Origin of the sequence: Bradyrhizobium yuanmingense (genome assembly GCF_025200905.1) — a bacterium.
Taxonomy (GTDB): Bacteria; Pseudomonadota; Alphaproteobacteria; order Rhizobiales; family Xanthobacteraceae; genus Bradyrhizobium; species Bradyrhizobium yuanmingense.
In genome coordinates, this window is the sequence record NZ_CP104173.1 from 2528970 (window position 1) to 2542352 (window position 13383).

Genomic DNA, 13383 nt, shown 5'->3' on the forward strand with positions numbered 1-13383 from the left:
TGACACCCAAAGGGAGTGAAACATGCTGAAACTGAAGACAACATTTCTCGCGCTGGCGTTGGCCAGTGCCGCCACGATGGCCACAGGCGTCGCTGCCTTCGCCCAGAAGGCGACGGTCGGCATCGCCATGCCGACGAAGTCCTCGGCGCGCTGGATCGACGACGGCAACAACATGGTCAAGGTGCTGAAGGAGCGCGGCTACAACACCGACCTGCAATATGCCGAGGACGACATCCCGAACCAGCTCTCCCAGGTCGAGAACATGGTGACCAAGGGCGCCAAGGCGCTGGTGATCGCCGCGATCGACGGTACCACCTTGTCCGACGTGCTCAAGCAGGCGAAAGCAAAAGGCATCACCGTGATCGCCTATGACCGCCTGATCCGCGGCACGCCGAACGTCGACTATTACGCGACCTTCGACAACTTCCAGGTCGGCGTGCTCCAGGCGGAGTCGATCGTGCAAGGTCTCGGCCTGAAGGACGGCAAGGGCCCCTTCAACATCGAGCTGTTCGGCGGCTCGCCCGACGACAACAATGCCTACTTCTTCTACAACGGCGCCATGAGCGTGCTGAAGCCGTATATCGACAGCGGCAAGCTCGTCGTCGTGTCCGGCCAGATGGGCATGGATAAGGTCGCGACCCTGCGCTGGGACGGCGCCACGGCGCAGGCCCGCATGGACAACCTGCTCAGCGCCTACTACGGCAACAAGAAGGTCAACGCCGTGCTGTCGCCCTATGACGGCCTCTCGATCGGCATCATCTCCTCGCTGAAGGGCGTCGGCTACGGCAGTGCCGGCCAGCCGATGCCCATCATCTCGGGCCAGGATGCCGAGGTGCCCTCGATCAAGGCCATGCTGCGCGGCGACCAGTACTCGACCATCTTCAAGGACACCCGCGACCTCGCCAAGGTGACCGCCGACATGGTCGACGCCGCGCTCGCCGGCAAGCAGGTCACCGTCAACGACACCAAGACCTACGAGAACGGTGTCAAGACCGTGCCGTCCTATCTGCTGAAGCCGGTTGTGGTCTACAAGGACAATTGGGAGAAGACCCTGGTCGACAGCGGCTACTACAAGAAGTCGCAGTTCCAGTAAGACTCTCTCTTTTTCCCCTCTCCCCGCTTGCGGGGAGAGGGTTAGGGTGAGGGGCCTCTTTCCATACGGGCAGTGGTTGGTATGCACTCCGTCATTGCGAGCGCAGCGAAGCAATCCAGTCTGCCACCGCGGAAATTGTCTGGATTGCTTCGCTGCGCTCGCAATGACGATGTGGATGCACCGATATCAGTCAACCTCTCCCCGCACGCGGGAAGAGGCGAAGTAACGCAAGGGACACCAAAGCCATGACCGCCATGCTGGAGATGCGCAACGTCAGCAAGAGCTTTGCCGGCGTGCAGGCATTGCGCGACGTCAACTTCTCGGTTCGCGCCGGGCAGATCCATGCGCTCGTCGGCGAGAACGGCGCCGGCAAGTCGACGCTGATGAAGGTGCTGAGCGGGGTCTATCCGCACGGCAGCTACGAGGGCACCATCGTCTTCGAGGGCGAGGAGCGCCGCTTCCGCGACATCAATGATTCCGAGGCGCTGGGCATCATCATCATCCATCAGGAGCTGGCGCTGATCCCGCTGATGTCGATTGCGGAGAACATCTTCCTGTCGCATCCGCCGTCGAAGTTGGGGGTGATCGACCGCGACGAGGTCTACCGGCGCACGCGCGAGCTGCTGGCGCAGGTCGGCCTGAAGGAATCGCCGGATACGCTGATCACCGATCTCGGCGTCGGCAAGCAGCAGCTCGTCGAGATCGCCAAGGCGCTGTCCAAGCGGGTGCGGATGCTGATCCTGGACGAGCCGACCGCGAGCCTTAACGAGGCCGACAGCGCCGCGCTGCTCGAACGCCTGATGACCTTCCGCGAGCAGGGCATCGGCTCGATCCTGATCTCACACAAGCTGAACGAGGTCGCTAAGGTCGCCGACCACATCACCGTGCTGCGCGATGGCCGCACGGTGGACAGCATCGACTGCCATGCCGAGCCGATCCAGGAAGACCGCATCATCCGCAGCATGGTCAACCGCGATATGGCGCACCGCTTCCCGGAGCGCAACGTGAAGATCGGCGAGCCCGTGCTCGACGTCGAGAACTGGTCGGTCTATCACCCCATCCATCCCGAGCGGCAGGTGATCAAGAACGTCAGTTTCGGTGTCAAGCGCGGCGAGGTCGTGGGCATTGCCGGGCTTATGGGGGCAGGGCGCACCGAGTTCGCCATGAGCCTGTTCGGCCGCTCCTGGGGCACCAATATCAGCGGCACTATCCGGCTCGAAGGCCGTGAGATCGCGCTGCCGAGCGTCGCCGCCGCGATCGATGCCGGCCTAGCCTACGTCACCGAGGACCGCAAGCAGCTCGGCCTGATCCTTGCCGACGACGTCCGCAAGAACATTACGCTGGCGAGCCTCGACCAGGTTGCACCTGGCAGGGTGATCGACGACATCGCCGAGCTCAAGGTCGCCAGCGACTACCGCAACCGCATGCGCATCCGCTGCTCCGACGTCTACCAGGAGACCGGCCAGCTCTCCGGCGGCAACCAGCAAAAGGTCGTGCTGTCGAAATGGCTGATGACCGACCCGAAGGTCCTGATCCTGGACGAGCCGACCAGGGGTATCGACGTCGGTGCCAAATATGAGATTTACTGTATCATCAACGAGCTTGCGGAAGCCGGCCGCGGCGTCGTGGTGATCTCCTCGGAGATGCCCGAGCTGCTCGGCATCTGCGATCGCATCTGCGTCATGAACGACGGCGCCTTCGTCGGCGAGTTCAAGGGCTCAGAGGCGACACAGGAAAAGATCATGCGCGCCATCATGCGCAACGAACGAAGCATTGGGAACGCCGCGCCCGCGGCCGCGGAGATGGGAGGATCGCAGCTATGACCGACAAGACGGTTTCGCTGCCCGAGGAGCGCCGGCACGGCAGCTTCATCAAGAACAATTTGCGCAATTACGGCATGTTGATGTCGCTGGTTGCAATTATGCTTTTCTTCCAGGTCGTGACCGGCGGCACGCTGCTGCAGCCGCTCAACCTCACCAACTTGGTGCTGCAGAACAGCTACATCGTCATCATGGCGCTGGGCATGCTGCTGGTCATCGTCACCGGCCATATCGACCTTTCGGTCGGCTCGGTCGCGGGCTTCATCGGCGCCGTGGCGGCCTTGCTGATGGTGACCTACAAGGTCGATTATACGCTCGCCTTCATCGCTTGCCTCGCGCTCGGTGGCGCGATCGGTGCGGCGCAGGGCTATTGGGTGGCCTATTTCAAGATCCCCTCCTTCATCGTGACGTTGGCGGGCATGCTGGTGTTCAAGGGCCTAGCGCTCGCGGTGTTGCAGGGCCAGTCGCTCGGGCCGTTCCCGGCGACCTTCCAGAAGCTGTCCTCGGGTTTCATTCCGGAACTGCTGCCCGAGGCCGGCACGCTGCATCCGACCTCGATGCTGATCGGCGCCGTTCTCGCGCTCGGGCTCGTCTATGCCAGCGCCAAGGGAAGGTCGCGCGAGCAGTCGCACGGCATCGAGGTCGAACCCTATGCGTTCTTCCTCGGCAAGAGCATCTTGCTCGCCTGCGCCGTGCTGTATTTCACCTATCTGATCGCCTCGCATCGCGGCCTGCCCAACGTGCTGGTGATCATGACTGCGCTGATCGCGCTCTACGGCTTCGTCACCCGCCGCACCGTGATCGGCCGGCAGATCTACGCCGTCGGCGGCAACGCCAAGGCGGCGAGCCTGTCTGGCATCAAGACCGAGCGGCTGACCTTCCTCACCTTCGTCAACATGGGCGTGCTGGCCGCGCTCGCCGGCCTCGTCTTCGCCGCGCGGCTCAACACGGCGACTCCGAAGGCCGGCCTCGGCTTCGAGCTCGACGTCATTGCCGCCTGCTTCATCGGCGGCGCCTCGGCCTATGGCGGTGTCGGGCGAGTCGGCGGTGCCGTGGTCGGCGCCATGATCATGGGCGTGATGAACAACGGCATGTCCATCCTCGGCATCGGCATCGACTATCAGCAGGTCATCAAGGGCCTGGTGCTGCTGGGCGCGGTGTGCATCGACGTGTACAATCAGCGGCGGTAGCGCTTCGTAGCCCGGATGCAGCGCAGCGTAATCCGGGTCTCTGCGCTTGGTGAGATTTCCCGGATTGCGCTGCGCTGCATCCGGGCTACGGTCCTAAGCACTACGGCAGCGGTGATTGCGTCGTGAACAGCACGGTCGCGATCCCGATCGAGAGCCCCACCGCCGATACGGTTCCCACCGTCGACAGCACGCCCATGCGCCTGAGCGCGATGGCGAAGGCAATGATGATGGGTGTTGCGGTCATCAGCCCGATCTGTGCATCGCTCATGGGATCGTCCGGCGCTCCGTGAAGCTCTGAGCCGGTTCGTACCGCGAAACGGCTGGCTGAACGTTGTGTCGGCGCAAACAGGAGCCCTGCAGTCCTCCAGTTTGTCCGGCAACAAATTCGGAACCTGGTGGCCGAGCTAAGTCTGACCGGTGTCCTGATCCGGAAAGACGATGTCGACGGCCGAGTGCGAACAGCAGGAAACAGGCTGGGGAATCCTGCAGGATCTCCCCGGCGATCCCATGATCTGGGTGCTGATCTTCAGCGAACTCGTCGCCTTCGGCCTGCTCCTCGGCGCCTTCTCTGTCGCCCGCGCGATTCACCCCGCGGTGTTCGCGGCCGGGCAGGCCACGCTCGATTCGCATCTCTCCGGCCTCAACACCGTCGTGCTGGTGACCAGCGGCTGGGCGGCGGCCCGGGCGACCAAGGCCGTGCGGAATGGACAACGGGCAACGACACGATACTGGCTTCTCGGCGCCATGGCGCTCGGCTGCCTTTTCATCGCGATCAAGCTCGCAGAGTACGCCGAAGAAACCCGGCGCGGGGTCGGGCTTGAGACCAATCCCTTCTTCACGCTCTACTTCCTGCTGACCGGCTTTCATCTCCTGCACGTTGGCCTCGGCATCATCATTCTCGCCGTGGTCTGCCGCCGTGCCGGGATATCAGGCGTCGAGACGGGAACGGCCTTCTGGCACATGGTCGATCTGGTCTGGATCGTGATGTTCCCGATCCTGTATCTGGTGAAATGACGATGCCAGATCGTGTCGACGTCACCTGGATCGCCTTGATCGGCCTTGCGCTTGCGACCGTCCTGCTGCCGCCGCTAATACCACGGGCGCTGCTCGGCAACGCTCTGCTGCTTGCCTTCGCCGCGCTCAAGGGGCATCGCATCGCGCTCGACTTCATGGATCTTCGCGCCGTCCCCGCACTCTGGCGCGGTCTCGTCGCGAGCTGGATCCTCATCGTGCTGCTGCTTGCCTGGCTAGCCTCGGCGCTCGTCGCCCTGATCTGACGCGCTCATTGCGCCCTGACAAAGAACGGGCCGGGCAAAGCGGCAATAAATCACACCATCGCAATTTCGCAGGAATCAACCGGAAAGGATTGGCAATGGCTGAACGCCTGACCAAGTCGGCCGCTCGAAACGTCTTCTACGGCGGCTCGGCCTTTTTCTTCGCCATCTTCATAGGGCTAACGGCGCACAGCCATTACTACATGGCCACGACATCGACCGACGCAGCCACGCTGACGTCTTCGGTTGCCCGCGGCAAGCACGTCTGGGAGAAGAATTCTTGCATCAACTGTCATACCCTGCTGGGCGAGGGCGCCTACTTTGCGCCTGAAGTCGGCAATGTCTGGGATCGCTGGGGTGGCAACGAGGATCCGGCCGCCGCGCGCGAGACATTGAAGGCCTGGATGCAGTCGCAGCCTTCGGGCGCACCGGGCCGCCGGCAGATGCCTCAATTCAACCTCACCGACCAGGAGCTCGATGATCTCGCCGACTTCCTGCAATGGACCAGCAAGATCAAGCGCCAAGAGTGGCCGCCGAACAAGGCGGGCTGAGCGCATCGCTTCCTGAAATCCCTCAAGACAGAGAGCCTGAGATGAAATATCAGACCCAGAAAGTCGCGATGCTGTATTTCTACGGCGCGCTGACCCTGTTCGTGGCGCAGGTCCTATTCGGCCTCGTCGCTGGAACGATCTACGTCCTGCCCAACACGCTGTCGACCCTGCTGCCGTTCAACGTCGTCAGGATGATCCACACCAACGCGCTGATCGTGTGGTCGTTGATCGGCTTCATGGGCGCGACCTACTTCCTGCTGCCCGAGGAAACCGAGACAGAGCTCTACAGCCCGCTGCTGGCCAAGATCCAGTTCTGGATGTTTTTCGGTGCTGCGGGTGTGGCTGTGGTCAGTTATCTCTTCCAATACCACGAGGGCCGCGAATTCCTCGAACAGCCCTTCATCATCAAGGTCGGCATCGTCGTCGTCTGCCTGATGTTCCTGTTCAACGTCACCATGACGGCGCTGAAGGGCCGTAAGACCACGATCACCAACATCCTGGTATTCGGGCTGTGGGGCGTTGCGATCTTCTTCCTGTTCGCCTTTTACAACCCGGTAAATCTCGCGGTCGACAAGATGTACTGGTGGTATGTTGTTCATCTCTGGGTCGAGGGCGTCTGGGAGCTGATCATGGCCTCCGTGCTCGCTTATCTCATGATCAAGCTCAACGGCATCGACCGCGAAGTGGTCGAGAAGTGGCTCTACGTCATCATCGGGCTGGCGCTGTTCTCCGGCATCCTCGGCACCGGCCATCATTTCTACTGGATCGGCGCGCCCGGTTACTGGCAGTGGATCGGCTCGCTGTTCTCCACGCTCGAGGTCGCGCCGTTCTTCACCATGGTGATCTTCACGGTGCAAATGACCTGGAAGGCCGGCCGCAAGCACCCGAACCGCGCTGCATTGTTGTGGTCGGTCGGCTGCTCGGTCATGGCGTTCCTCGGCGCCGGTGTCTGGGGTTTCCTGCACACCCTGTCCTCGGTCAACTACTACACCCACGGCACCCAGGTTACCGCCGCGCACGGCCATCTCGCCTTCTTCGGCGCCTATGTGATGCTGAACCTGTCCGTGATGGCCTATGCAATCCCACAGATCAGAGGGCGTGCGCCCTACAATCAATGGCTCTCCATGGCGAGCTTCTGGATCATGTGCACCGCCATGATGGTGATGACCTTCGCGCTGACCTTCGCCGGCGTGGTCCAGGTCCATCTCCAGCGCGTGCTCGGCCAGGGCTACATGGACGTGCAGGACCAGCTCGCGATGTTTTACTGGGTCCGGCTGGGGTCCGGCGTGTTCGTCGCGATCTCCGCGCTGATGTTCGTGTGGGCCGTGCTTGTGCCCGGTCGCGCCCGTCAGCCGGTCATCCCCGGCGCGTTGCAGCCGGCCGAGTGAGCGCGCAAAGGCGGCCGTGGCTCGCTGCGGCCGCCGTCACTATGTGAATTCCGGAGAAAGACCATGAATGCAGCACTTCTCGCCGTGGCGAAGCCCGAACCTCAGCCGCCCGCCTATATTGCCAGTGGCAACGAATGCGCGCTGTTCGAGCACGCTTGGCGCAATCAGCTGCCGGTGCTGCTGAAGGGGCCGACCGGCTGCGGCAAGACGCGCTTCGTCACGCATATGGCGGCGCGGCTGGGATTGCCGCTGCACACCGTCGCCTGCCACGACGATCTCACCGCGGCCGATCTCACCGGCCGCTATCTGCTCAGGGGCGGCGATACCGTGTGGAGCGACGGCCCGTTGACGCGGGCGGTGCGCGAGGGCGGCATCTGCTATCTCGACGAGGTCGTGGAGGCGCGCAAGGACGTAACGGTGGTGCTGCATCCCCTGACCGACGATCGCCGCATCCTGCCTCTGGAGCGTACCGGCGAGCAGCTTGCTGCGCCGAACAGCTTCATGCTCGTCGTCTCCTACAATCCAGGCTATCAGACGCTGCTCAAGGCGCTCAAGCCGTCGACGCGGCAGCGCTTTGTCGCGATCGAGTTCGGCTTCCTGCCGCCGGAGCAGGAGATTGCGGTGGTCGCCGCCGAGAGCGGACTATCGCCGGAGCGCGTGCGGCCGCTGGTCGGGCTGGCTGGCCGGCTGCGCGCGCTGAAGGGCCACGACCTGGAGGAGGGTGTCTCGACCCGGCTCGTCGTCTATTGCGCGACCCTGATTGCGGCCGGCATGCCGACGGCCGATGCCGTGCTCGCTGGCATGATCGAGCCGCTGACCGACGATGCCGATGTCAAGGCGGCGCTGCTGGACGTCGCGCGTGCCGTGATCGGCTGAGGCGGCTCCGATGCTCGATTTCCTCGAACTGGAAGAGACCGTCGGCCGCGCCTGGCACCGCATGGTCGGTGGCACCGCCAGCTATCCGGTTCATGCCGAGCATGCGGTCTCGCTTGCGGAAATGAGAAACAGGCTCGCGGTGATGTTCCGCGCGCTGGGCGGTGAGGCGGGTGTGCAGATCGCCGGTGCCGGCGCGCGCAAGTCCGGGCATCGGCTCGGCTGGCGGCAACGCATCGGTCTCGGTGACGAGCGCCTGGAGCAGCCGGGCCGCGATGCCACCTCCATCTTCCTTCCTGAAAGCATCGCGATCTTTCCCGACAACGCGCTGAATGCAGCGCTCTATCGCTGGCTCGCGACATGGTTCGCAGCCGCGCCGATCGAAACCATCACCGAATCCGATCCGCTGCGGCGGGATCTTCTGGTGTTGCGCCGGGCCAGCGAGACGGCGGTCTTCGTGCTCGCGCAATTTCCCGGCCTCGTCGACGACTATGCGCAACTCGCCGCAGCAACTGCCGAAGCCAGGCCGCGTCGCCCCTTGCCGCGCATCGAGCAGGAGGTCGAGCAGATCGTGCTGGGGCTACTCGGAACCGGAAAGGCGCCTGCGGGCAAGCTGTGGCCCGCGATGATGGGAACGGAGCCGCTGCTGGTCAAGGCGCCGCCTGGCTATCGCTCGATGCTTCCGTGCCCGCTGTGGGGCGATTGCTGGACCCGCGAGCTGTCGCCTGCGCATGCGGGCGTGGATGAATGCGCCGATGGTGCGGAGGCCGCGAGCGAGGACAATCGCAAGCACTTTGCCGTGCGCGAGCGCGAGGACGGCGCCAATCGCCGCGATCCCTTCGTACTCAACCGCTTCGAGAAAATTCTCGCGATGGCCGAGATGGTCAATGTCGACCGCCCCACCGATGACAGTGAGGAGGAGGATGCGCAGAAGGCGGCGGACGATCTCGAGGAGATAACGCTCAGCCGCCGCAGCGGCAAGCCGGCGGGCCGGTTCAAGTTTGATCTCGACCTCCCGCCGGAGGCCCTCGATGCCTCGCGCTTGACTGCGGACCTGACCTATCCGGAGTGGGATTATCGCAGCGGCTCCTATTTGCCGGATCATTGCCGCGTACTCGCATCTGCCGCCCCCGAGAATGGGGAAAGCTGGACGCCCAACGAGACCATGCGCCGGCACATCCGCCAGGTGCGCCGCCGCTTCGAGGTCCTGCGGCCGCGCCATGAGTTGATGCGGGCTCAGGCCGACGGGCATGATCTGGATCTAGACGCGCTGGTGCGTGCGCGGTGCGATCTCCGCGCCGGCAGCAGCAGCGGTCTTGATCGCGTCCATTTGGCGATGCGCCCGCAAGGTCACGATCTCGCTGTCACGCTGCTGGTCGACGTCTCGCTCTCCACGGACGCCTGGGCCAATGGCTACCGCGTGCTCGACGTCGAGAAGGAGGCGCTGCTCGTGCTTGCCCACGGCCTATCCGCCTGCGGCGATCACCACAACATCCTGACCTTCACCTCGCGCCGGCGCTCCTGGGTGCGGCTCGAGACGGTTAAGGCGTTCGGCGAGCCGATGAGTGACGTGGTCGAGCGCTGCATTGGCGCGCTCAAGCCCGGCTATTACACGCGGATCGGTGCGGCGGTACGGCATGCCGCCGCCGAGCTTGCACGCCAGCCGCAGCGCAAGAAGCTGCTGCTCGTCCTCACCGACGGCAAACCGAACGACGTCGACCACTATGAAGGGCGCTTTGCGGTCGAAGACACCAGAAAGTCCGTGCAGGAAGCGCGCCGGCTCGGGATCACGGTGTTCGGCGTAACGATCGACGCGGGGGCGCAATCCTATTTTCCGGCCCTGTTCGGGCGCAGCGGCTATGCGATCGTCGGCAACATCAAACGATTGCCCGCGGCACTGCCGGCGATCTACCGGCAGGTGGCACACTGATGCGGTTCATGCAACTGGGCGTTGGGCTATTGCTCAAGGCTTGGGTATATGATCGAATGGCCGGATGGAGCAGGGCCGGCCAAATCCCGATCTGATCATCTTCGACTGTGATGGTGTGCTCGTCGACAGCGAACTCTTGAGCTGCCGCTGCCTGTCCGAGGTCCTGGCGGAATTCGGTCTCGTGCTCAGCGAGGAGCAGGCGCTCGAGCTGTTTCTCGGACGCAGCACCAAGGCCGTCGAGCAGCATTATCGCGATCTCGGGCACTCGCTGACGGACGCCTTCCCGCCCCGACTGAAGTCGCGTGTGCTGGAGAATTTTGCCGCCTCGCTCGCGCCGATTCCCGGGGTGGAGGCGGCGATCTCCGGACTGACCGTGCCGTTCTGCGTGGCCTCGTCGAGCGATCTCGACCGCGTCTCGCTCTCGCTCGACGTCACCAGTCTTCGGGCATATTTCGGCGATCGGATCTACACCGCGCAGATGGTCAGGCACGGCAAGCCGGCGCCTGATCTCTTTCTTCATGCGGCCGAGAGCATGCGCACGCCGCCATCGCGCACGCTGGTGATCGAGGATAGCGTCAGCGGCGTGCAGGCGGGTAAGGCGGCCGGCATGACCGTCTGGGGATTTGTCGGCGGCGGCCATTATCGCAGCCGCGATGGCCGGGCTATATTATCGGCCGCCGGGGCCGATCGGGTCTTTACACATATGAGCGATCTCTGGGAGGTGTGAGCGCGCATGGCCGCCGAGAACGACAAGTCGAGACTCGACGACGCCGCGCGCGCCGGCTGGCTCTATTTCATTGCCGGTCACACACAGGACGAGATCGCAAAGATGCTTCAGGTGTCGCGGGCTTCGGCGCAGCGGCTGGTCTCGTTGTGCCTCGCCGAGCGGCTCATCACCTTCCGGCTCGAGCACCCCATCGCAGCCTGCATGGAGCTGGCGGCGCGCTTGAAGCAACGGTTCGACCTCGTTCATTGCGAGGTGGTGCCGGCCGATCCGGCCGCGCCGCAGGCGGTGGCTGGAATCGCCGAGCGCTGCGCCAATTTGCTCGATTCCACGCTGCGTTCGGAGACGCCCGTGATCGTCGCGCTCGGCACGGGCCGGGCGGTGCGTGCCGCCGTCGAGCGCGTCACGCCGATCGAGCGGCCCAATCACCAGATCGTCTCGCTGGTCGGCAATATCTCCGCCGACGGCTCGGCGAGCTTCTACGACACCGTCGGCCGGCTCGCCGACCGCACCGGCGCGCGGCACTATCCGATGCCGCTGCCGTTCCTGATGTCGTCGGAAGACGAGCGCAACAGGATGGTGCGCATCGAGCCGATCGCGAAGGTGAAGGCGGTCGCGGCAAGGGCTGACTTGCGCCTCGTCGGCATCGGCCAGATGGATCAGAAGGCGCAGGTGCACGTCGACGGCTTCGTCACCCGCGACGAATTGTTCGAGATGATGCGGCTTGGCGCCATCGGCGAGATCACCGGCTGGGCCTATGACGCCAAGGGGCGCCTGCTCAAGGCCGGCACCAACAAGCGCCTCACCAGCATTCCGCCGGAAGTGCCGGCGAAGACCACGACCATCGGTGCGGCGGTGGGCGCAGCCAAGGTGGCGGCGATTGCAGCCGCGCTGAGCGGCGGGCTGATCAACGGATTGATCACGGACGAGGCGACGGCAAGAGCGATTCTGGAGCGGTAAAGCGCTCACGCTTCGCGTGCCTACCACACTGGATGCTCCGCGTTCGCGGAGCACGACAGCCGTGGGTGAAGCAAAACCTCCCCATCCTTCCCGCACCGCAGCACTCACAAGTTGCTGGAATGCCCACGCGCCTGCTTGACAACGTGCCGCCCTTGCGCTGAACATACGCCCAACGCGTGGGCATATGCCCAAAACGCGAATTGAGGGGAGGTCACCGTGAAACATGTCCTGGGCGCCGTCTGCGGCGCGTCTTGCCTGCTACTGGCCGTCCCGGCGATGGCCGAAACGACCCTGACGATCGCCACCGTCAACAATGGCGACATGATCCGCATGCAGGGGCTGACGGGTGAGTTCACCAAGAAGAACCCTGACATCACCGTGAAATGGGTGACGCTGGAGGAGAACGTGCTGCGCCAGCGCGTCACCACCGATATCGCCACCAAGGGTGGCCAGTTCGATGTCCTCACCATCGGCACCTACGAGGTGCCGATCTGGGCCAAGAAGGGCTGGCTGGTACCGCTCGCCAACCTCGGCGCCGATTACGACGTCGCCGACCTCCTGCCCAAGATCAAGGACGCGGTCTCCGCCGACGGCAAGCTCTACGCCGCGCCGTTCTACGGCGAGAGTTCGATGGTGATGTACCGCACCGATCTGTTCGAGAAGGCCGGCCTGAAGATGCCGGAAAAGCCGAGCTGGGATTTCGTGATCGATGCGGCCAAGAAGCTGACCGACAAGAGCGCCGGCACCTACGGCATCTGCCTGCGCGGCAAGGCAGGCTGGGGCGAGAACATGGCGTTCCTCTCGGCAATGGCCAATTCCTATGGCGCGCGCTGGTTCGACGAAAAGTGGCAGCCGCAGTTCAACACGCCGGAATGGAAGACGACACTCACCACCTACGTCAACCTGATGAAGGAAGCCGGGCCTCCCGGCGCCAGCTCCAACGGCTTCAACGAGAATCTGGCGCTATTCAACGCCGGCAAATGCGCGATGTGGATCGACGCCACGGTCGCGGCGTCCTTCGTCACCAACCCCAAGGAGTCCAAGGTCGCCGACAAGGTCGGCTTCGCGCTCGCGCCCAACACCGGGCTCGGCAAGAACGCCAACTGGCTGTGGGCCTGGAATCTCGCAATCCCTGCCGGCTCCAAGAAGACGGAAGCAGCCGAGAAGTTCATCGCCTGGGCCACCAGCAAGGACTACACCAAGCTGGTGGCCTCGAAGGAGGGCTGGGCCAACGTGCCGCCGGGCACGCGTACCTCGCTCTACCAGAACGATGAGTACCTGAAGGTCGCGCCGTTTGCGAAACTGACGCTGGCCTCGATCAACGCCGCCGATCCCAACAAGCCGACGGTGAAGCCCGTTCCCTACGTCGGCGTGCAATACGCCGCCATCCCTGAATTCCAGGGCATCGGCACGCAGGTGGGCCAGCAGTTCTCGGCGGCGCTTGCGGGATCGATGACGGTCGATGCGGCGCTCACGGCTGCGCAGTCCGCTACCGAGCGCGAGATGAAGCGCGCCGGCTACATCAAGTGAACCCGGGCTCTCCCTGAGCTCAAACTTGCGGCCATCCATCCTTGCTGGAT

At 64.0% G+C, this 13383-nt stretch carries 13 protein-coding genes; 12 read left to right on the forward strand and 1 reads right to left on the reverse strand.

Going from position 1 to position 13383, the window contains the following annotated elements; all coding sequences use genetic code 11:
* Positions 1–22: 22 nt before the first annotated feature.
* The 3 genes from chvE to mmsB all read left to right on the forward strand — a co-directional run bounded on the left by chvE (position 23) and on the right by mmsB (position 4103).
* Positions 23–1093, forward strand: a complete 1071-nt coding sequence (chvE, locus tag N2605_RS11775; RefSeq protein WP_036005529.1) for a multiple monosaccharide ABC transporter substrate-binding protein — start codon at positions 23–25, stop codon at positions 1091–1093.
* A gap of 245 nt (positions 1094–1338) precedes the next feature.
* Entirely contained in the window at positions 1339–2916 is a 1578-nt protein-coding gene (gene mmsA, locus N2605_RS11780) for a multiple monosaccharide ABC transporter ATP-binding protein (protein WP_225141340.1), read from the forward strand.
* Entirely contained in the window at positions 2913–4103 is a 1191-nt protein-coding gene (gene mmsB, locus N2605_RS11785; RefSeq protein ID WP_036005525.1) for a multiple monosaccharide ABC transporter permease, read from the forward strand. The genes mmsA and mmsB overlap by 4 nt, the downstream gene beginning before the upstream one ends.
* Before the next feature lie 100 nt (positions 4104–4203).
* On the opposite strand, the gene N2605_RS11790 is transcribed toward mmsB, so the two are convergent.
* The gene (locus N2605_RS11790; RefSeq protein ID WP_085974376.1) at positions 4204–4371 is read right to left on the reverse strand and encodes a hypothetical protein; all 168 of its coding nucleotides are present in this window, start codon (positions 4369–4371) and stop codon (positions 4204–4206) included.
* Positions 4372–4541: 170 nt separating this feature from the next.
* On the opposite strand from N2605_RS11790, the gene N2605_RS11795 reads away from it, so the two are divergent.
* The 9 genes from N2605_RS11795 (at position 4542) to N2605_RS11835 (ending at position 13333) form a co-directional block, all read left to right on the forward strand.
* The gene (locus N2605_RS11795) at positions 4542–5117 is read left to right on the forward strand and encodes a cytochrome c oxidase subunit 3 family protein (RefSeq protein WP_260346607.1); all 576 of its coding nucleotides are present in this window, start codon (positions 4542–4544) and stop codon (positions 5115–5117) included.
* A 2-nt stretch (positions 5118–5119) separates the two neighbouring features.
* The gene (locus tag N2605_RS11800) at positions 5120–5380 is read left to right on the forward strand and encodes a cytochrome C oxidase subunit IV family protein (protein ID WP_109145859.1); all 261 of its coding nucleotides are present in this window, start codon (positions 5120–5122) and stop codon (positions 5378–5380) included.
* A 95-nt stretch (positions 5381–5475) separates the two neighbouring features.
* Positions 5476–5928 carry a c-type cytochrome gene (locus N2605_RS11805; protein ID WP_036005521.1) on the forward strand — a complete coding sequence of 151 codons (453 nt, stop codon included), beginning with the start codon at positions 5476–5478 and terminating at the stop codon, positions 5926–5928.
* A 41-nt stretch (positions 5929–5969) separates the two neighbouring features.
* Positions 5970–7316, forward strand: coding sequence for a cbb3-type cytochrome c oxidase subunit I (locus N2605_RS11810; protein WP_260346609.1), 1347 nt, complete (start codon positions 5970–5972; stop codon positions 7314–7316).
* Between the two features lie 63 nt (positions 7317–7379).
* A complete protein-coding gene (locus N2605_RS11815) occupies positions 7380–8192 on the forward strand; it encodes a CbbQ/NirQ/NorQ/GpvN family protein (protein ID WP_225133530.1) in 813 nt (270 codons plus the stop codon).
* A 10-nt stretch (positions 8193–8202) separates the two neighbouring features.
* On the forward strand, positions 8203–10119 hold the full coding sequence (locus N2605_RS11820; protein ID WP_225186267.1) for a nitric oxide reductase activation protein NorD: 1917 nt from the start codon (positions 8203–8205) through the stop codon (positions 10117–10119).
* Positions 10120–10183: 64 nt separating this feature from the next.
* Positions 10184–10846: an HAD family hydrolase gene (locus N2605_RS11825; RefSeq protein WP_225111795.1), complete on the forward strand. Its 663-nt coding sequence runs from the start codon at positions 10184–10186 to the stop codon at positions 10844–10846.
* A gap of 6 nt (positions 10847–10852) precedes the next feature.
* Complete coding sequence (locus N2605_RS11830; RefSeq protein WP_057030032.1) at positions 10853–11803, forward strand: sugar-binding transcriptional regulator; 951 nt, start codon at positions 10853–10855, stop codon at positions 11801–11803.
* A gap of 216 nt (positions 11804–12019) precedes the next feature.
* A complete protein-coding gene (locus N2605_RS11835) occupies positions 12020–13333 on the forward strand; it encodes an ABC transporter substrate-binding protein (protein WP_225141346.1) in 1314 nt (437 codons plus the stop codon).
* Positions 13334–13383: the final 50 nt, after the last annotated feature.